14 protein-coding genes and 2 pseudogenes are annotated in these 19,625 nt (G+C 48.8%); 8 read left to right on the top strand and 8 right to left on the bottom strand.

Annotated features, from left to right (window positions below; all coding sequences use genetic code 11):
* The first annotated feature begins 121 nt into the window (after positions 1-121).
* The 3 genes and pseudogenes from ACLJPE_RS12285 (at position 122) to ACLJPE_RS12275 (ending at position 3,444) form a co-directional block, all read left to right on the top strand.
* Complete coding sequence (locus tag ACLJPE_RS12285) at positions 122-1,000, top strand: retron St85 family effector protein (RefSeq protein WP_049963436.1); 879 nt, start codon at positions 122-124, stop codon at positions 998-1,000.
* 316 nt (positions 1,001-1,316) lie between these two features.
* The gene (locus ACLJPE_RS12280; RefSeq protein ID WP_031601932.1) at positions 1,317-2,270 is read left to right on the top strand and encodes a retron St85 family RNA-directed DNA polymerase; all 954 of its coding nucleotides are present in this window, start codon (positions 1,317-1,319) and stop codon (positions 2,268-2,270) included.
* Positions 2,271-2,412: 142 nt separating this feature from the next.
* A pseudogene (locus ACLJPE_RS12275) lies at positions 2,413-3,444 on the top strand (IS630 family transposase).
* 97 nt (positions 3,445-3,541) lie between these two features.
* On the opposite strand, the gene ACLJPE_RS12270 reads toward ACLJPE_RS12275, so the two are convergent.
* From ACLJPE_RS12270 to ACLJPE_RS12245, 6 genes and pseudogenes are all read right to left on the bottom strand, one after another.
* On the bottom strand, positions 3,542-3,838 hold the full coding sequence (locus ACLJPE_RS12270; protein ID WP_031601933.1) for a hypothetical protein: 297 nt from the start codon (positions 3,836-3,838) through the stop codon (positions 3,542-3,544).
* Between the two features lie 52 nt (positions 3,839-3,890).
* On the bottom strand, positions 3,891-4,181 hold the full coding sequence (locus ACLJPE_RS12265; RefSeq protein ID WP_031601934.1) for a hypothetical protein: 291 nt from the start codon (positions 4,179-4,181) through the stop codon (positions 3,891-3,893).
* Positions 4,182-4,262: 81 nt separating this feature from the next.
* Entirely contained in the window at positions 4,263-4,463 is a 201-nt protein-coding gene (locus tag ACLJPE_RS12260; protein ID WP_094882064.1) for a helix-turn-helix transcriptional regulator, read from the bottom strand.
* 844 nt (positions 4,464-5,307) lie between these two features.
* Positions 5,308-5,529, bottom strand: a pseudogene (locus tag ACLJPE_RS12255) (helix-turn-helix domain-containing protein); the annotation flags it as partial.
* A gap of 27 nt (positions 5,530-5,556) precedes the next feature.
* On the bottom strand, positions 5,557-6,096 hold the full coding sequence (gene fljA / locus ACLJPE_RS12250) for a phase 1 flagellin gene repressor FljA (RefSeq protein WP_000388998.1): 540 nt from the start codon (positions 6,094-6,096) through the stop codon (positions 5,557-5,559).
* A gap of 67 nt (positions 6,097-6,163) precedes the next feature.
* Entirely contained in the window at positions 6,164-7,669 is a 1,506-nt protein-coding gene (locus ACLJPE_RS12245) for a FliC/FljB family flagellin (RefSeq protein WP_023219298.1), read from the bottom strand.
* 91 nt (positions 7,670-7,760) lie between these two features.
* On the opposite strand from ACLJPE_RS12245, the gene hin reads away from it, so the two are divergent.
* The 5 genes from hin (at position 7,761) to ACLJPE_RS12220 (ending at position 16,469) form a co-directional block, all read left to right on the top strand.
* Positions 7,761-8,333: a flagellar phase variation DNA invertase Hin gene (gene hin / locus ACLJPE_RS12240; protein ID WP_000190917.1), complete on the top strand. Its 573-nt coding sequence runs from the start codon at positions 7,761-7,763 to the stop codon at positions 8,331-8,333.
* Between the two features lie 962 nt (positions 8,334-9,295).
* Positions 9,296-10,411: a salmochelin biosynthesis C-glycosyltransferase IroB gene (iroB, locus tag ACLJPE_RS12235; protein WP_023233248.1), complete on the top strand. Its 1,116-nt coding sequence runs from the start codon at positions 9,296-9,298 to the stop codon at positions 10,409-10,411.
* An 80-nt stretch (positions 10,412-10,491) separates the two neighbouring features.
* A complete protein-coding gene (iroC, locus tag ACLJPE_RS12230) occupies positions 10,492-14,148 on the top strand; it encodes a salmochelin/enterobactin export ABC transporter IroC (protein WP_031602334.1) in 3,657 nt (1,218 codons plus the stop codon).
* Positions 14,149-14,257: 109 nt separating this feature from the next.
* Positions 14,258-15,502, top strand: a complete 1,245-nt coding sequence (locus tag ACLJPE_RS12225; RefSeq protein ID WP_023233246.1) for an esterase family protein — start codon at positions 14,258-14,260, stop codon at positions 15,500-15,502.
* Positions 15,503-15,533: 31 nt separating this feature from the next.
* Complete coding sequence (locus tag ACLJPE_RS12220) at positions 15,534-16,469, top strand: alpha/beta hydrolase (protein WP_023233245.1); 936 nt, start codon at positions 15,534-15,536, stop codon at positions 16,467-16,469.
* A gap of 41 nt (positions 16,470-16,510) precedes the next feature.
* Here the strand turns inward: ACLJPE_RS12220 and ACLJPE_RS12215 are convergent, their stop codons facing one another.
* Positions 16,511-18,685 (bottom strand): TonB-dependent siderophore receptor, encoded by a 2,175-nt coding sequence (locus ACLJPE_RS12215; RefSeq protein ID WP_023233244.1) that lies wholly within the window; start codon positions 18,683-18,685, stop codon positions 16,511-16,513.
* A gap of 530 nt (positions 18,686-19,215) precedes the next feature.
* Positions 19,216-19,548, bottom strand: a complete 333-nt coding sequence (locus ACLJPE_RS12210; protein ID WP_077910037.1) for a hypothetical protein — start codon at positions 19,546-19,548, stop codon at positions 19,216-19,218.
* Between the last annotated feature and the right edge of the window lie 77 nt (positions 19,549-19,625).

The raw sequence follows: 19,625 nt of genomic DNA, 5'->3' as shown, positions 1-19,625 counted from the left end.
TCGTTAGACATTAAAAATTTTATAATACTTAGCAAGAATTGTGACATTTATCGTGCAACAACACATTTTTTATAATAGAATATCAGAACATCTATACATAATGCCATTGTTAGGAATGATCATGAAATCACCCAAACAGAGCATCATAAATAAATTTCCAGATCTACATGTTCATCAAACTATAGATGATATTAGAGATCTTTTAATAAATGGATTTGATGATTCACAAAAAACTATTTTTTTATGTGGAAAGGATAAATCGGATAAAAAAAGTCTTCGCCATAAATTTTCAACTTTTCTTTCTCAGGAAAAAGGAATAACTCTTACTTATCCAGAAGATTTATTTGAAGACCTTCTTGAAGGGCAAGGAAAAAATAGCCTTTTATCCCTTGAAACACAACTTGCAAACTCTGTTGACCTGATAGTTCTTATACCTGAAAGCCCCGGTTCCTTTGCTGAGTTAGGGGCATTTTCCATGGATAAAGCCTTAGCAAAAAAAATGCTTGTCATAAGAATGGGAGAATATAAATCAGGGAAAAGCTTTATAAATCATGGGCCTATAAGACTCGTTAGAGCTTATGGTGGTGAAATATTTGATATTCCGAAAAATTTCGATGAAAAGAACCCAAATCATGTAAGAGCAGTTCTAGACAAAATTAAGGATACGCTTCCGAATGGACGGAAGAAAAAAGAACTTGATAATATTTTATTATATTCAAAACATATTCTTCTTTTAACATATCTTTTTGATGATTTAAGTTTACGATCAGTATATAAAATAATGGAATTGATCATGGGCCGTAAGTTTGAAAATAGAGATAATATTGCCTGTAAAGCTGCAACACATTCACTCATCAGAGCAGGGCTGATCAATCAGCATGAGGGCTCATTTACCATAACTAAAATTGGCTATACCTCAATAAGTAATAGTTTTCATTTGAAATCATCGCTCACTGAAATAAGGACAAAAATAATGAATAAACAATATGCTAGACACTGAATCTAATCCATCATAAAATCCTAAAGTGTGCTAGTTTTTAAGCAGGTGGTTTTTCTAGTTCGCTAGTTAAATCCACAGTGGATGGAGAGTCTCTCCGTTCCCGCAGTTCATCACAGAGATAGCGTGATGATCGAGTCCCCCAACTCCCGCCCGCCGTGATTTGGGGGACTCGTACATCCGCCTACGGAAGGATGCTTCGCATCCATACCTTATCAGGTATGTCTGCTCATCCCCTTCCTCGCTGTAGTCGTTAAAAACTAGCACACAATTTTATCGCGTAAAACAGAAAATGCCCCTTTGCTATGATGAAATAGATATGAATGCTCATCAAGGAAAATACACCCAGCAACTTTTATCCCTTCCGATTCTTGAGAATGTGGATGATTTATCGCACGCCCTCAGGCTTCCAAAAGAAGTTATTTTGAAATTTAGCTTTAATAATGATAAATACTATCACCGCGTAGAAATGAAAAAAAAGACTGGTGGTATTCGACATATCGAGAGCCCACTAAGAGAATTAAAAGCGATACAGCGATGGGTCCTAAGAACTATCTTAGATAAATTATCCCCATCTGTTTATGCGAAAGGATTTGTCAGAGGAAAGTCAATTCTTGATAACGCGAAACCACATGAAGGGAATCAGTATGTTTTAAATCTCGATTTACAAGATTTCTTTACAAATGTAAAAGCATCACATGTATATACTCTTTTTAAAAATATAGGATATAACAACAACATTGCTTTTATACTTACATCTTTTTGCACTAAAGGTGGCTATTTACCTCAAGGTGCGCCAACTTCACCAGCCTTATCTAATCTTGTATGCTTAAGGCTTGACCACCGTATATCTACATATTGTAAGAAACGGGCTTTAACATATACACGTTATGCTGATGACCTTTGTATATCAGGAAATAAAATACTAATTTTACAAAAAGCTTCTTATTTAATAAAGGATATAATCTGCAATGAAGGTTTTATAATCAATTCTAAAAAAGAAAAGTTCTTAGGCCCAAAAGTGCGAAGAGAAGTTACAGGCCTAACAGTCACGCCTAAAATAACAATTAGCAAAAAGAATTATTGTATTTATAGAAAAAGAATTTATGATTTGGTGAGAAATAACATCCCCAACAAATATGAAATAATAGAAGGCATATTATCTTTTGTCAAAAGTATTGATAAAGACAAAGAAAAGAAACTTTCTATATTTTATCAGAAACAAAAAGCTATTATTGAAAGTGCTGGCGAAGTTGTCGATAATTCAGTATAATTTCTAACTCATTTTTAGAAGTAATCGCTCAAGCGATAACTAAATAGCTGCGCGGAATTGTAGATCACTTAAAGGGAACTCAGTCCGGATTGTGCGATCTGATCAATCGCCAAATATCCCAAATCACCCACCGGACTGAGCGATGCCGATCATAGCACCAATCCCCCGTAACGAACGACGCCTGATGCAGAAAGCTATCCATAAAACTCGCGATAAAAACCATACCCGCATACTCACGGCTATGCTGATGCTTCATCGGGGCGAACGGGTCAGCAATGTAGCCAGAACACTCTGCTGTGCCCGTTCATCCGTTGGGCGCTGGATTAACTGGTTTACGCAGTCAGGTGCTGAAGGCCTGAAATCCTTACCCGCAGGACGCTCCCGGCGCTGGCCTTTTGAGCATATCTGCACTCTGCTACGTGAACTGATAAAGCATTCTCCCGGCGATTTTGGTTATCAGCGTTCACGCTGGAGCACCGAATTACTGGCAGTAAAAATCAATGAGATAACCGGGTGCACGTTACATGCAGGAACTGTCCGGCGCTAGCTACCGTTGGCCGGTTTAGTCTGGCGCAGAGCCGCGCCAACCCTGCGTATCCGTGACCCGCATAAAGATGAAAAGATGGCGGTAATCCATAAAGCACTTGACGAATGCAGCGCAGAGCACCCGGTTTTTTATGAGGATGAAGTGGATATCCATCTCAACCCAAAAATCGGCGCAGACTGGCAACTTCGCGGGCAGCAAAACCGTGTGGTCACGCCGGGCCAGAATGAAAAATACTATCTTGCCGGGGCCTTACACAGCGGCACAGGAAAAGTCAGTTACGTTGGTGGCAACAGTAAAAGCTCGGCGCTGTTCATCAGCCTGCTGAAACACCTTAAAGCCACATACCGGCGGGCAAAAACCATCACGCTCATCGTGGATAACTACATTATCCATAAAAGCCATGAAACACAGAGCTGGCTGAAAGCGAATCCAAAGTTCAGGGTAATTTACCAGCCTGTTTACTCACCGTGGGTGAACCACGTTGAGCGGTTATGGCAGGCGCTTCATGACACAATAACCCGTAATCATCAGTGCCGTTCAATGTGGCAGTTGCTGAAAAAAGTTCGTCATTTTATGGAAACCGCCAGCCCATTCCCGGGAGGAAAACATGGGCAGGCAAAAGTGTAGCGGTATTAAGCGCAGCTATTTAGAAAAGTTAAGTTTGCTCACCATAAGCTATCCGATTATCAGCCCCATGAAGGGGGCCGATAGACGTCAGAATATATTAACATATTGATTCCGACAGAACGGTGTAATGCATTTTGGCTAATGCCTGCTTAACCTCTTTAAAATCCACAACAGACAGTTTTTCAGCAGCATTCTTTTTCCATGCTTTTTTCAGAAGATGCTTCTCAGCATTCCTCATCGCCAAATCGATTAGCTTACAGACAAACTCATGATCCATTACATGCGTTATAATCATATTACTGGTCGTTTTATCCTTTGAGTTAAAAAGCTCCGCATAGATATGCAAGGACACAACATAAAAGATTTCAGTGTTTTTATTTTTAAATGTATTCATTTTTATTTCCCCTTTAGTTTAATATTAGAATAGCAAAATATTTGTATAAGTATTAGCGGTATACGCATTTATAGACAATCCAAAGCTGACGAAGGTGTTGCTTTACCTTACTGTGGCTTACTTCTCCATAAATCCGATTCCTTTTACCTTCTTCTGTGTCATCATAAAAATGATATCTCGTTTTTTTAATGATACTTTCCATAATGTCATTCATATTGTATTTATTGTTGAGAAAATAATAAAAATCATCTGGTGCATTCCTATGCAATCCGTCCATATAGTTTCTGAAATAATATTCGGCTTGTTCAATAAAATGTTTTGTCGTAATAAGTTCTATCTTCATATACTTCTCCATTATTATTTAGGGTAATAAGATGCCCTGTGCGAACAGTTATCTGTTCGACACGAGATCTTGTTTCTGTTTTTATGCAGCGTTCTGGCGTGAGTTTCGAATAATAGCTTCAATCCATTCATCAATCTCACTTTCAATAAATGCTATTGTTCTTGCACCAGTCTTTATAGGTTCAGGGAATTCACCCCGCTTGATAAGGTGATAAATCCATGTTTTGCCATAGCCAGTTCTGTTGATAACTTCAGGTAAACGAATAAATCTTCTTACTGCCATATATTTCTCCATTGTTGTTTTGATGGAGTTATTATTCGAATATCGCGTATGACAATCAACACCTGCTTTGCCGGAATTATTTCGTTATTGAGCATTTTTTACACAAATGGCGAAGAGCAGCGTGGATGAGGTGACAGGACGAGGCTTTAAGGACTTTAGCAAAAAGTGCTATAAGTTTGGCTGTTTTAACCTATTTTAAAATATTAATATTTATTAGGGCATTACGAGTAATCAGTTTAAATTCTGCACTAATCATGTTTGAAGGACAGCATTTTCTAAGACGTGAGGTCGAGCTTTACCCTCTTTAGCTCAACCTTTCGCCCTGATTGATATGGTAGTGGTGGCAATACCAATCTTCATCTCGTTTATAGCAAACAGAGAGGGTTTTGTTGTGATGACTTTGAATTCAACTCCCTGATGGTAGCTGAACTGATGGTTGTGCTATCTTGCCCATCATATGGTTGATAAGAAATGCGGCAATACCAGATAGTTTAGATTTAATGGTTCCTTTTTAGCACCCTAAATGATTATTAAATCAAATAACCTTTTATTTATCATGTTATTACATAACTAATTACAGAGACGCCAGCCTTTTTAGTTGTTTGAAGTACAATGAAGTCTACTAAGCCCGCACAGCACAAGCCCTGCGGGCTTTTTTACATCTATTGCCGCCTGGTGAGGATTGCTGAGAGCCTCACGGGCATTGACGTCAAATGACGCAATGGGTGACAGGGCAAAACGCCAAAAGTCTCACCAATAACTCCCGAAAGAATTGGAATACGAGAGTCAAAGAAAATAGAACACTCACTGAGAGTCCTGCCTGGCTGGGGCAAAGCTCGCAGTCAGACTGTCGAGCATAAAGATAAGCAGTTGCCCGTGAGACGCCAGGATGTTGGGCTACGGTATCCATAGATTTACGAAGATTCAGCAGACCTTCTTTGCGAAGCTTAATGATCAATTCTTTTCTGTCAGCTGCTTTAAGCGTCCTGGCCGTAGTGGCACGAGCAGCGGCGAAACTATCTATGCGCTGTCGAATGGTCTCTGTTCCTCCAGGATCAATATTTTCTCACGGAATTTTTTATTACCGTATGCGTTATTCAGCGTAGTCCGAAGACGTGATCCTGCTCACCCAGTCAAACATAACTTGCATATGATTGCCATTGGGTTTCCTCACACCAACCTGACACGCATTTACGCCTGTCGTTTTGCCAGTCAAAACCTGTCCATACTTCATATAGATTTTGATACCGACTCCCTGTTTATAGCACTTATTGCAAATCGAGAAATAATCTCTTCTTGATGGAGTATCTTGCTGAAGATTAAATTCGTCAGCCGGCACCAGCGAAAGATTAAAAGCGTCATTACCTGATAATTCTTCAAGAATTGCCAGAGACTCTAATTTAACTTCAATGCGCTTATTTCCTTTAGGTTTATCCGAAGCCAGAATCAAATTTTCCCTCGGATTAAACTTCGCAATGTAGCCTGTGATTATCCGGGCATTATTACTCACCAATCGAACAGGGATATCATTAAAACGTAGAAATTGAACTCGACGAGCAAGCATAGAATAATCCCGCGGCCATATTTCAGCCTCTCGCCCGTAGGAAATATCATTTACAGCCATACATTCCATAAAGATATATTCATCTATGCTGAATGAAAAAGCCCCGAATTCACGGGGCTGAATAAAACGAAATAAATTAACGTAACAGAGACAGCACGTTCTGCGGGACCTGGTTAGCCTGTGCCAGAACGGAAGTACCGGCCTGCTGCAGGATCTGCGCGCGAGACATGTTGGAAACTTCGGTCGCATAGTCGGAATCTTCGATACGGCTACGCGCTTCAGACAGGTTGTTTACGGTATTGCCCAGGTTGGTGATAGCGGAGTTGAAACGGTTTTGTACCGCACCCAGATCAGAGCGCAGCGCATCCACCTGCGCCAGCGCGGCATCAATTTTCTGCAGCGGGTTTTCGGTGGTTTTAGCGGCTGCTTCAGCCAGCTCTGGTTGTGCTTTGAAATCATGACCAGCGGCTTTGCTGGCATTGTAGGTTTTACCGTCGATAGTAACGACTTCGGTTTTACCATCTACGCCACCCAGTTGGTTAGCCGCTGTTTTGGTAGTGCCGTCAGCAGCAGTATAACTTGTGGTTTTAGCTTTAATTGCTCCTGTCGCTTCATCGTAATCTGCGGCGTAATACTTATCGCCAGCTTTAAGCGCATAACCGCCTTCAATTGTCTTACCATTTTTATCGGTATAAGACATTTTGACCAATGTCGCGGCACTTGCATCCGCAGATGAAACGCCCCCATCTTGTAAGGCTTTTTTCGTGGCAGCATCTGCTGCTACAGGAGCATTAACCTGTACCTTAGTAACAGCGGTATCACCTGTAACAGTAGATTTAGTTGGGGTAGCACCGAATGATACAGCCCCTGTAGCACTATCAACGGTAACTTCATATTTGCCATTTTTGGCAGTATCCCCCGCATCGGTATAACCACCTACAGTGGCATAATATTTACCATCCTTAAAGGATACGGTGGCAGTCAATGTATCGCCAGTTACTGTCGGGTTGCCTAATGCAGCTTTAATCTCAGTTGCAGTTGGTGCCGTAAGCGCCTGAGTACCATCACTATAGGTAGAACTGATAACGTCTGTCGCAGAAACATCATACGCTTTCTGCACGTTCAGTGAATCCAGGCCCAGGGTCTGAGAGTTGATCTGCTTCAGATCGATATCGATAGTTTCACCGTCGTTGGCACCAACCTGGATGGTCAGGGTGTTGTCCTGCGCCAGGACTTTCACGCCGTTGAACTGAGTCTGGCCGGATACACGGTCGATTTCGTTCAGGCGCTGGGTGATTTCAGCCTGGATGGAGTCGAGGTCAGACTGGGAGTTGGTGCTGTTAGCAGACTGAACCGCCAGTTCACGCACACGCTGCAGGTTGTTGTTGATTTCGTTCAGCGCGCCTTCAGTGGTCTGCGCAATGGAGATACCGTCGTTAGCGTTACGGGAAGCCTGAGTCAGACCTTTGATGTTCGCGGTGAAACGGTTAGCAATCGCCTGACCTGCCGCATCGTCTTTCGCGCTGTTGATACGCAGACCAGAAGACAGACGCTCGATAGCGGTGCCCAGTGCGGACTGGGATTTGTTCAGGTTATTCTGGGTCAGCAGCGACAGACTGTTAGTGTTGATTACTTGTGCCATAAAATTTTCCTTTTGGAAGGTTTTTGATAAAACAATCTCCCATGAGAAAAGCGACTAAAATTCTTCTTTATCTGATGTAAAGGAGAAAATCATGGCTACTATTGGGTATATTCGGGTGTCAACAATTGACCAAAATATCGATTTACAGCGTAATGCGCTTACTAGTGCAAATTGTGACCGCATTTTTGAGGACCGTATCAGTGGCAAGATTGCAAACCGCCCCGGCCTGAAACGAGCGCTAAAGTATGTAAATAAAGGCGATACTCTTGTCGTCTGGAAATTAGACAGACTGGGCCGCAGCGTGAAAAACCTGGTGGCGTTAATATCAGAATTACATGAACGTGGAGCTCACTTCCATTCTTTAACCGATAGTATTGATACCAGTAGCGCGATGGGGCGATTCTTTTTTCATGTAATGTCAGCACTGGCCGAGATGGAGCGAGAATTAATTGTCGAGCGAACCCTTGCCGGACTGGCTGCCGCCAGAGCGCAAGGACGACTGGGAGGGCGCCCTCGGGCGATCAATAGACATGAACAGGAACAGATTAGCCGGCTATTAGAGAAAGGCCATCCTCGGCAGCAATTAGCTATTATTTTTGGTATTGGCGTATCCACCTTATACAGATACTTTCCGGCAAATCGTATAAAAAAACGAATGAATTAAAATAAAAGTCACAACAGGATGGATATAACATTTTTGTAATACAGACGTATGGCATGAATAAACCGAAAGGGTATACGAAAAAGACAGCATCTAATAAAAAAGAGAAAAAATTCAACGCATTAACATATATAGTATAACACACTCACGATAAAGCCTATGTTATATCCAGCTATAGACGACATCGCTCAAAACACTACCAGACGCAGTGTTCACATAGAAAGGCTTTTTAATCAAACTGTTAGATGTAAGCATTTACGGATAGAAAAAGTAGTAAAGTTTATGCCTTAAGTGTCGATAACCTGGATGACACAGGTAAGCCTGGCATAACATTGGTTATCAAAAACCTTGGTTTTCAAGAACCAATAAATCGTGTGGCTGATGCGCTATAAAAATCGCAGAGCGGTGACGATATTCCGCATAAGGAGCTGTTCGTTCGCAACATTCGAACGGTGACGTTAAAGCCGGTTTCATTGGCTAATGAAGACGAAGGGGACAAAATTACTACAGAGTTGATACCACAGAGATAGTCCAGGCTCGCAGGTGATACGGGATTTAACGCCGGAAAGTCTGCACAGAACACGATCTGCCGCCGGATACCATTAAATTGCCCCGCAACGCGTTATCAATACTACTACCGACGTTTCCCGTTACCTTGTTGTCGGTACGCTTACCTCATTGTCTGAAAGGTTATTTACGAAGTTATGATTAATAATCAACGGGCGTCTGGTATGCGAATCCAGTTCCCCAATCCTGGCGCTTTGCCTGTGCGACCATACGCACATAAATAAGCCTGAAACCAAACTTCACCGCTTAACGCTCTCCTCTTTCCCGATTTTTACGCAAAAAATCATCACATGATCAAGTGTCGTATTAGTTATTGCATTTTACAAATGATATTGGTAATTATTATCATTCTCATTAACAGCTTGTTCGATTTATGACGTGGAGAGAGAGGATTTCTCATGCGTATTCTGTTTGTCGGTCCACCACTGTATGGACTGCTATACCCTGTGCTGTCCCTGGCGCAAGCGTTTCGTGTTAATGGCCATGAAGTACTGATTGCAAGCGGTGGAAAATTTGCACAGAAAGCAGCCGAAGCTGGGTTGGTGGTATTTGACGCTGCGCCTGGTTTCGATTCGGAAGCGGGTTATCGCCGTCAGGAGGCATTGCGAAAAGAAAATAACATTGGAACAAAAATGGGGAACTTCTCATTCTTCAGCGAAGAGATGACTGACCCACTGGTCGCGTTCGCCGGGCAGTGGCGGCCAGATCTCATCGTCTACCCTCCCCTTGGGGTCGTTGGACCACTGATTGCCGCTAAGTATGACATTCCGGTAGTGATGCAAACCGTCGGCTTCGGTCATACGCCCTGGCACATCAAAGGCGTGACGAAATCACTTTCTAACGCCTACCGCCGCCATGGGGTCAGCGCGCCACCAAGAGATCTGGCGTGGATAGACGTCACACCGCCCAGCATGAGCATACTGCAAAATGACGGAGAGCCGGTTATCTCCATGCAATACGTCCCGTATAACGGCGGCGCCGTCTGGGAAGAATGGTGGGAACGTACACCTGATCGCAAGCGTCTTCTGGTCAGCCTCGGCACCGTCAAACCGATGGTGGATGGCCTGGATCTGATTTCCTGGGTAATGGATTCTGCCGGCGAAGTAGATGCCGAAATCATCCTGCATCTTCCGGCAAACGCCCGCTCGGATTTGCGTTCACTGCCGCTGAATGTCCGTCTGGTCGACTGGCTTCCGATGGGCGTTTTCCTTAACGGTGCCGACGGTTTTATCCACCATGGCGGCGCAGGCAACACCCTGACGGCACTACATGCCGGCATTCCGCAGATAGTCTTTGGTCAGGGTGCCGACAGACCCATCAATGCCCGCGCCGTGGTCGAGCGCGGATGCGGAATTATTCCCGGTAAGAGCGGGCTTACGAGCAGCATGATCAATACCTTCCTCGGTAATCGCGCGCTTCGCGAGGCGTCGCAGGAGGTCGCGGCGGAAATGGCGGCCCAGCCTTGCCCGACCGAGGTGGCAAAAAAACTGATCGCCATGCTGCAACACGGCTAACCGCGGCAGCGCAATGACAATGTGGCGGCTGAACCCAGCGTGTGTCGCCATATCTCATCTTTCACCGATAAGGAGGCTTAATGCCCGCGACTCATTCCCCCATGCCCGCTCGTGCCTGGATAGTTCGCCTTGCCCGCGTGTGTTGGGAACGTAAAACACTGAGTATCATTGTCATCGTAGCATCAGTATCGACCATTTTACTGGCTGCGCTGACGCCGTTAATAACGCGTCAGGCCGTCAATGACGCGATAGCAGGCGATACGACCCGCCTGCCGTTACTTGCCTGCGGCCTGCTATTAATTGCCCTTTTTGATTTTATCGGGAATTACGTGCGCCGCGGCTATGCCGGAGAACTCTCGTTGTGGGTTCAGCATACGTTACGTAGCCGTGCGTTCGACAGTATTCAAAAACTGGACGGCGCAGGCCAGGACGCCTTGCGTACCGGGCAGGTCATTTCGCGTACCAACAGCGATCTTCAACAGGTACACACCTTGCTACAGATGTGTCCGGTGCCGCTGGCGGTGCTCACTTACTATGTGGCCGGTATCGCGGTGATGCTATGGATGTCGCCATCCATGACGCTTATCGTGATTTGCGTACTGGCCGCCCTTGCTATTACCGCCCTGCGCGCCCGTCGCCGTGTTTTCGCGCAAACGGGGCTTGCCTCAGACCGGCTGGCGCACATGACGGAGCATATGCGCGAAGTATTGGAACAGATCTCAGTGGTGAAGTCCTGCGTGGCGGAGTTGCGCGAAACGCGTTGGCTCGATGGTCAATCGCGGCAGATGGTGCGGGTACGCATCGGCGCCGCTATCTCGCAGGCGATGCCGGGCGCAACCATGCTGGCGCTACCGGTGATAGGGCAGATCGTCCTGCTGTGCTATGGCGGCTGGTCGGTAATGAATGGGCGCATCGATCTGGGAACCTTCGTTGCGTTCGCGAGTTTTCTCGCTATGCTGACCGGCCCTACCCGCGTACTGGCATCGTTTTTGGTTATCGCACAGCGCACACAGGCGTCGGTGGAGCGCGTCTTCGCGCTTATCGACACGCGTTCTCGCATGGAAGACGGTACTGAGTCGGTTGAAGGTCAGATTATCGGGCTGGACGTGGAGAAGATGAGTTTCCACTACGACAACGGTAACCGTATCCTCAATGAGATCTCGTTTTCCATTCACGCCGGTGAAACCGTGGCAGTGGTTGGCGCATCCGGCTCAGGGAAATCAACGTTGCTGATGTTGCTGGCGCGCTTTTACGATCCCACCTCTGGCGGGGTGTGGCTCAACACCACTGCGGGTCAACAGAATATTCGCGACCTGAAACTGACGGCGCTTCGTCGTCGCGTTGGCGTAGTGTTTGAAGACGCGTTTCTGTTTGCCGGTACGGTGGCGGAAAACATCGCCTATGGGCACCCGCAAGCGACTCAGGACGACATTCGACGCGCCGCCGATGCCGCAGGCGCCAGCGGGTTCATCAATGCGCTACCGCAGGGGTTCAACACCCGACTGGCCGAACGCGGAAGCAACCTCTCCGGCGGCCAACGCCAGCGTATTGCGCTAGCCCGGGCACTGATTACCGCGCCGGAACTGCTGATTCTCGATGACACCACCTCGGCGGTCGATGCCGGTACTGAAGCGGAAATTAACACGGCTCTTGGTCGTTATGCCGATAATGAGCATATGCTGCTGGTGATTGCACGCCGCCGTTCAACACTGCAGTTAGCCGATCGGATCGTCGTGCTGGATAAAGGCCGCGTCGTGGATATCGGTACCCAGGCGGAGCTGGATGCAAGGTGTCCGACGTTTCGCTCGCTGATGAGCGGCGAGGGTGATTTTCTCGCCCTCGCCCCGGCGGAACAACGTGCGCTATGGCCAACAACGCCGACGGTAAAATCCGACGACGCGCATGAGCGCCAGACACCCGCCGGAAAAGGTTTTGTCGACCGGATGACGCGCGTTCCGGAACGCGCCGTACAGATGGCGCTGGCAGGCCACGGGCGTCAAGTCTCATCGCTGCTGACGCCAGTAGCCTGGATGTTCGTCATCGCCGCCCTGCTTATCGCGCTTGATTCCGCCGCAGGCGTTGGCGTGCTGGTGCTTTTGCAGCGCGGTATTGACTCAGGCGTTGCCGCAGGGGATATGTCGACTATTGGCATATGCGCTCTGCTCGCGCTGTGTCTGGTAGCGATCGGTTGGTGCTGCTATGCGCTGCAAACGATCTTCGCCGCCCGCGCGGCAGAGTCGGTACAGCATACGGTACGCTTACGCAGCTTCAGCCACCTGCTACGCCTGAGTCTTCCCTGGCACGAGAAGCACATCGACTCGCGTCTTACTCGCATGACCGTCGACGTTGATTCACTCGCCCGATTTCTGCAAAACGGTCTTGCCAGCGCGGCCACCAGCATCGTGACGATGGTCGCTATCGCCGCGGCAATGTTCTGGCTTGACCCCATTCTTGCGTTAACGGCATTAAGCGCCGTGCCTGTAGTGGTGCTGGCGACGTGGATTTACCGCCGTTTGAGCTCGCCTGCCTACGCCCAAGCACGGCTGGAAATTGGTAAGGTGAACAGTACGCTTCAGGAAAAGGTCTCCGGTATGCGGGTAGTACAGTCACACGGCCAACAACAGCAGGAAGCCGCCAGGCTACGGGCGTTATCAGACAACTTCCGCGCCACCCGCGTGCGGGCGCAAAAATACCTTGCCGTTTATTTTCCGTTCCTGACCTTCTGCACCGAGGCTGCCTATGCCGCCGTGCTTTTAATCGGAGCGACCCGGGTCGCCGAAGGCGAAATGACGCCCGGGATACTGGCGGCGTTCTTCCTGCTATTGGGACAATTTTATGGCCCGGTACAGCAGTTGTCAGGCATTGTTGATTCCTGGCAGCAGGCGACCGCCAGCGGCAAACATATCAATGCGCTATTGGCGACTGAGGAAACGGAGAATATTGAACCGTCATCCATAACGCCTGGCACTGGCGGCGCGCTACGTCTGGAGGCATTGACATTCCGCTATCCCGAAAAAACGCAACCTGTGCTTGATAAGCTCTCGCTCACCATTCCGCCAGGAACGGTAGTCGCGGTGGTCGGACGTAGCGGCGCCGGCAAATCGACGCTGATCAAGCTGCTGGCCGGGCTCTACTCTCCCGGCAGCGGGCAAATCCGTGTCGGTGAGCGCCTAATTGATGCCGCGTCGCTTAGTGATTATCGTCGCCAGACGGGGCTGGTCACTCAGGATGTCGCATTATTTAGCGGCGATATTGCCGAAAATATCCGCTATTCGCGGCCAGACAGCAGCGACACGGAGGTGGAGATCGCGGCGCGACGGGCGGGACTCTTTGAAACTGTGCAACATCTGCCGCTGGGGTTTCGTACTCCGGTCAATAACGGCGGCACGGATCTGTCCGCGGGCCAGCGTCAGTTGATTGCCCTCGCCCGCGCCCAACTGGCGCAGGCGCACATTCTGCTGCTCGACGAGGCGACAGCGCGTATCGACCGCAGCGCCGAGGAGCGCTTAATAACCTCGCTTACCAGAGTGACGCATACCGAGAAACGCATCGCGCTTATCGTCGCGCACCGGCTGACCACCGCTCGCCGCTGCGATGTTATTGTCGTAATCGATAAAGGATGTATCGCTGAATATGGCAGCCATGAGCAGTTGATAGCGGCTCATGGTCTGTATGCTCGTCTGTGGCGGGCCAGCGTCGGCCAGACACGCGATACGCAAGGAGAGGTCGTAGGATAGTTTTTATCGCCACGATTTACGCAAAAGAAAGCCCGCAAGCGGCTGTTCCTGTAACAGCCGCTTTAGCTATTGATACTGACCGAAATATAAACGAGATGGAATACAAAGAATGAGACTGAGCCCGCCCCTCGCTCCTGTCGCTATACAGACCGCTACGCGCCTTCGCCGTCAACTCGCCGCCGGAAGCCAGGTTGACGCTTCTCACTTCTGGCGAGAAGCAAACTCGCTCGCGCTGCCGCTGGTGACAGCCATTAACGACGCAGACGATGAACGGGAAGTCACCTTCCTATGGCGTGCCGCCTCTCCTCTGCGGGGGGTTTATGTTCGCCTGAACCGTGTCACCGATAAAGATAACGTGGCGAAAGGTATGATGACGCAACTGCCCACAACGGATATCTGGCATCTGACGCTTCGCTTACCGGCGTCCTACTGCGGTTCCTATACGATGGTCGAAATACCACCGGAAACCCCGGACGAGACGGTGTTGCAGCTTGGAAGCCGTTTCGCCTCCCTTGTCGGGAAGGCGGACCCGCTGAACAGCACGCCGGGAATAAATGTTCGGGGCAATGCGCAGGAATCCGTTCTGGCGCTGGATCACGCCCCGGCACAGGAGGAGTGGTCAGGCTGTCGCGCTTACGCCGGGCAGCTTTTCACCTCAGAACATCGGCTCGCCGGACAACGTCGCCGTGTGCGGCTGTATCTTCCTGACGTTCCTGTCGTACAACCGCTGGGCTTACTGGTACTCACGGATGGCGAGATCTGGTTCGACCATCTTGGGGTAAGTGCCGCCATTGACGCTGCCATCCGCAGCGGACGCATCGCGCCGGTGGCCGTACTCGGCATTGATAACATCAACGCGCGTGAACGCGTCGCAATCCTCGGCGGTCGCCGCGAGCTGGTGCTCGACATTGCCGAACGCCTGCTGCCAACCCTTCGCGCCAAATACCCGGAACGGCGGTGGGCGGACCGTACACAAACGGTGCTGGCAGGGCAAAGCCTCGGCGGCGTGACCGCGCTGATGGCGGCCCGCCACGCGCCAGAGAGCTTCGGCCTGGTGCTGAGCCACTCCCCCTCAATGTGGTGGACGCCGGACAACCGCAATCGCCCGGACCATTTCAGCGCAGAAGAGCGCTCATGGGTCAGCGAACATGTGTTATCCGCGCCCTCGCCAGCCGTACGTACGCATCTGTGCGTGGGATCGCTGGAAGGTTCGACGGTCCCGCAGGTCAAACAGTTGCATGAAAAATTGCGCGCCGCCGGCGTCGAAAGCCATTGCAGCGTGTACACCGGCGGTCACGATTATGCCTGGTGGCGCGGCGCGCTGATTGACGGATTACGTCTACTGCCCCGATAAAACTTCACCTGCCAAAAAGGAATCACATCCGATGTATGGTCGCCAGTACCACAACAAGTGCTATCGCATGGCGCTATTTTTAGTGAGTTTTTGTTTTAGCGCGCTGAGTTATGCGCAGCCGGATATGCAGCCATTAGGGCCGAATATTGCTGATAAAGGTTCGGGATATTACCATTTTAGGGTCAATGACTTTCAATCTGCTGATGGCGCAAGACATTACCGGGTATGGACCGCTATTCCCAATAAAGCCGCCCCGCCGTCGGGTTATCCTGTTTTATATATGCTGGACGGCAACGCAGTGATGGACAGGCTGCCGGAGGCGTTGCTTAAACAACTGGCAGACCACTCGCCGCCGGTGATTGTGGCGATTGGCTATAAGACTAACCTGCCGTTTGATCTTAACGGCAGAGCTTATGACTATACGCCGGCGCCGGGAATCGATCGCGATGGCAGTGAAAATAACCCGCGTTTTCATCGTAAAACCGGCGGCGGGCCAGCGTTCCGCCAGCTACTGGAGAGACATATCGCGCCGCAGGTGGAACAAGGAATAACCATCAACCCCGAACGGCGCGGGGTATGGGGACATTCTTATGGCGGCCTGTTCGTTTTGGACTCCTGGCTGTCGTCATCCTTCTTTCATATCTATTACAGCGCCAGCCCGTCACTCAGCAGGGATAATTTTGCCCTGTTGAATCGCCTTACGACAGTGAAGCCGTCGCCGTTCTGCCATAAAAAACTCATCATAATGGAAGGTTCAGCGTCGAATGGGGATAGCAGGCAACGCCAGATGGCCGAGCTCCTGCAAAAAGTTCAGGAGACCGTGAGAACGCTTGAGAACAACGGCGTTAACGCGGCCCTGCAGCATTACCCGGGCCTGGGCCACGGGCCCATGTTTAACGCCTCTTTTCGCAGTGCATTGCTGGATATCAGTCGCGAACCGGCAAGCCAAAAACCACGCTGCCATTAACCCGCCGCCAGATTATGCCCGCCAGCGGCGGGCATAATCCATCAAAACGAGGCCGTCACACCGGCATAATAAGCCCGACCCGGTTCGTTATAGGTATTTGCCCCTTCGGCGGAGCGATAGATCTGTTTATCGAAGATATTGCTGATACCGACATTAAGACGCAGGTTCTTATTGATATCGTAATTAACGTTAGCGCCGACCAGTGAGTAAGCCCCCAGCGCTTTCCCGGACAATCCTTTGGTCTCTTCACTACGCGACTCCGCATGTGTTCGCGGTTTTTGCTTGCCGTATAACGTCCAGTTGACGTTAGCGGAGAGCGCGCTGGTAATAGTCCAGTCGAGGAAGGTATTCACCGTATATTTCGGGATTATCGATAAGGGATTGCCGGTATCTTTTTGCTCAGAAGCGATCATATAAGTCGCATTGGTATTCCAGTTCAGACGGTCCGGCATCAGCGGAACAGCCATGCTGGCTTCAATACCTTCAATCAGCGCTTTACCGCCGTTCTGCCACTGCAATACATAAGCGCCAGATGCGCTTCTGCCAATAATTTTATCACCTGCGACAATCTTATTCTGATAATCGTTACGGAAATACGTGACGCTTGCGTGGTAATCGTCTACGGTAAATTCCAGCCCAATCTCTTTATTGATACTAATTTCAGGATCGAGATTCTTATTACCGACCAGGTAACAGCCGCCCGACGTAATATCTTTTGGACAACCGTTGCCTTTCGAATAGAGTAAATACCCCTCACTGGTTTGATACAAGTTCGGTGCCTTAAAGGCCCGGGCAATACCGGCTTTCACCTTGACGTATTCACCTAACTCCTGGGAAAGGTTAAGACTGGGACTAAAATTACTCCCGGATTCGCTCAAATAGTCAAAACGCAGACCCGGAATAATATTGGTACCGGCCATGGGTTCGATATTATCTTCAACGTACAGCGCACTGATTTCCGATTTATTTTTGCTGCTACGGTTAGCCGCCGAACCGGGAATCCCGGCGATATTGCTATCCTTAACCGTCAGACTGGTAGAGGAAGGATCGTTCAGCTCATCGCGGTTCCACTCCGCGCCGACGGTGAGCGTTTGCTCAAATAGCCATATCACCGGGACATTCACCTCGCCGCTGGTGCGATACGAGGTCAGGCGGTTAGTGGTGAACGTCTGGTCGTTGGTAATACGCCCCTCGCCGCCGCCGGAGAGCCCCTCATTCATGCGGGTATTATCGGTTTTTTCATAGTAGAACCCCAGGCGGCTTTGCCCCCAGTCCCAGATGCCGTTATGAGTTAGACCGTAATTCTGCCGGTACAGGCGATTGGTCTCCCGCCCGGACTGCGCGAGACTTTTGGTAACCGCGTTTGAAGTACTGTTTTGCGTATCGCCGGCATAGATATTCCCCTGCCGACTGTATCCCGCTTCAAAATCAAGGATTTGCTGCGGGGTCATTTTCCATGAGAAGACGCTATTAATATCTTTATTGGTGACCCCCTCCCGTCCGGCGGCATTCTTGGTACCGGCGGAGGAGTTAATATCCCAGCTGTCGGCATCGGTTCTGTTGAGATTACCGTACAGGCGCATCGTCAACGTATCTCCAGCCAACGGGCCGCTAAGGCTAAAGTTACCCCGCCGGGTGTTACCTTCTTTGCTGCTTTCCGGCTGGTTGGTATAGAGCGACAGCGAGCCGTGCCAGTCATTAGTGGGGCGTTTGGTGATGATATTCACCACCCCGCCAGCGGCACCGGAGCCATAGCGCGCGGCGGCGGGCCCACGGATCACTTCAATACGTTCTACCATCTCCGGCGGCACCCAGTTCGTATCGCCACGGGTGTCGCGTTCTCCGCGCCAGCTATAGCGAACCGAATTTCGCGACGTCACCGGCACGCCGTCAATCAGCACTAAGGTATTTTCCGGCCCCATACCACGAATATCAATTTGTCGGTTATTTCCGCGCGTCCCCGAGGCGCTATTGCCGGTAAGATTAACCCCAGGCATCTTACGAATAATATCGGCAAGATCGTTAACGGGAGGATTCTTCTGAATATCGTCACGAGTAATAATCGAAACGCCCGGCTGTTGCTTTAATACTTGCTCGGCAGTGGATTCAACCACCATCGTTTCGCCGTTGTCGTCAGTAGATTCTGCTGCTGATAATGGACTATTAACCCCTGTAGAAACCACGGTTATTAACCAGAGGAACTTATTAACTCTCATACCCATTCCCTAAATAATGTCTAAAGTAGCGCTGTTGCCCTCAAGCTCACATCCTTGCCAGGTTACGTCTATATAGTAATTATTATCATATGCTAATGATAATAATTATCATTCAATTAAGGAAAAGGCAATCTTTCGACCACAAAAATCTGGTAATAAAAAAACGGAAACGGGATTTTGCAATATGACTCTCTGTCCGGGCTCCGCTTTGCCAGTAAATCCGGGAAGGGGGGCAGAATGCGCCTACTGAACGGAGGTTTTACAAAACAGGAGTAGAGAAATAAAACTATTTTTCAAAGCGTTAATGACAAGAAACACCCTGGTAAGATGGTATAGCGCGGTTCAGGGTTCACCGGCGCTTCCCTGCCGACGGCGAACCGTTCTTACAGTTTGCCAGCGACTTTCCGTCTGGGTAATGGTGGGATCGGATACGATTGTAGTCATTCGATATATGACAATGAAAGTGATGTTGGCTCCAAAATACAAAGCGCCTGGTAATAATTATCAGGCGCTTTGCAGACAGAAAACCGTCAGACATCGGTTTCTCGTTCTCCATGATCTACCGGGAAAAATGGCAACCCACAGTTAGTGGGTTTTACTGTCGGGTCTTGCCAGGGATGTTGTGTTACCCCCGTGTCTTTTAAAAGACGTCGTGCCATCACTAACTCCCTGGGTGTCATTTTTTGCTTTGGTTCACCCTCTTTAGGCGGACGAATATCCTCCTGACTATTACATGTAACACAATAACCTTTTAACTCTATCCATTTAGGCGCGGGGGGGCCCTTAGGATCGGGAGGCGTCGGGCTGGCAACGCATGAACAGGCACTTATACATCCAGGCATAGCGTTTTCCTTTTCAAACAATTCGCTTTAGTTGGAAGTTCTACTTGAGAAAATAGAAATAGTTATTCAGATATTTTTACCGTCGCATACTCCTGTAA

This window comes from Salmonella sp. SAL04196 (genome assembly GCF_046550835.1).
Classification (GTDB): Bacteria; Pseudomonadota; Gammaproteobacteria; order Enterobacterales; family Enterobacteriaceae; genus Salmonella; species Salmonella enterica.
The sequence above is the reverse complement of the archived record's forward strand: the minus strand, read 5'-3'. Positions and strand labels throughout refer to the sequence as shown.

Coding starts and splice junctions, on each gene's coding strand:
- fljA (WP_000388998.1), bottom strand. CDS start 6,096: ATGGAATGTATGGCTGTAAATGATATTTCCTACGGGCGAGAGGCTGAA.
- ACLJPE_RS12270 (WP_031601933.1), bottom strand. CDS start 3,838: ATGAATACATTTAAAAATAAAAACACTGAAATCTTTTATGTTGTGTCC.
- ACLJPE_RS12215 (WP_023233244.1), bottom strand. CDS start 18,685: ATGAGAGTTAATAAGTTCCTCTGGTTAATAACCGTGGTTTCTACAGGG.
- iroB (WP_023233248.1), top strand. CDS start 9,296: ATGCGTATTCTGTTTGTCGGTCCACCACTGTATGGACTGCTATACCCT.
- ACLJPE_RS12220 (WP_023233245.1), top strand. CDS start 15,534: ATGTATGGTCGCCAGTACCACAACAAGTGCTATCGCATGGCGCTATTT.
- iroC (WP_031602334.1), top strand. CDS start 10,492: ATGCCCGCGACTCATTCCCCCATGCCCGCTCGTGCCTGGATAGTTCGC.
- ACLJPE_RS12280 (WP_031601932.1), top strand. CDS start 1,317: ATGAATGCTCATCAAGGAAAATACACCCAGCAACTTTTATCCCTTCCG.
- hin (WP_000190917.1), top strand. CDS start 7,761: ATGGCTACTATTGGGTATATTCGGGTGTCAACAATTGACCAAAATATC.
- ACLJPE_RS12285 (WP_049963436.1), top strand. CDS start 122: ATGAAATCACCCAAACAGAGCATCATAAATAAATTTCCAGATCTACAT.
- ACLJPE_RS12225 (WP_023233246.1), top strand. CDS start 14,258: ATGAGACTGAGCCCGCCCCTCGCTCCTGTCGCTATACAGACCGCTACG.
- ACLJPE_RS12245 (WP_023219298.1), bottom strand. CDS start 7,669: ATGGCACAAGTAATCAACACTAACAGTCTGTCGCTGCTGACCCAGAAT.
- ACLJPE_RS12265 (WP_031601934.1), bottom strand. CDS start 4,181: ATGAAGATAGAACTTATTACGACAAAACATTTTATTGAACAAGCCGAA.
- ACLJPE_RS12260 (WP_094882064.1), bottom strand. CDS start 4,463: ATGGCAGTAAGAAGATTTATTCGTTTACCTGAAGTTATCAACAGAACT.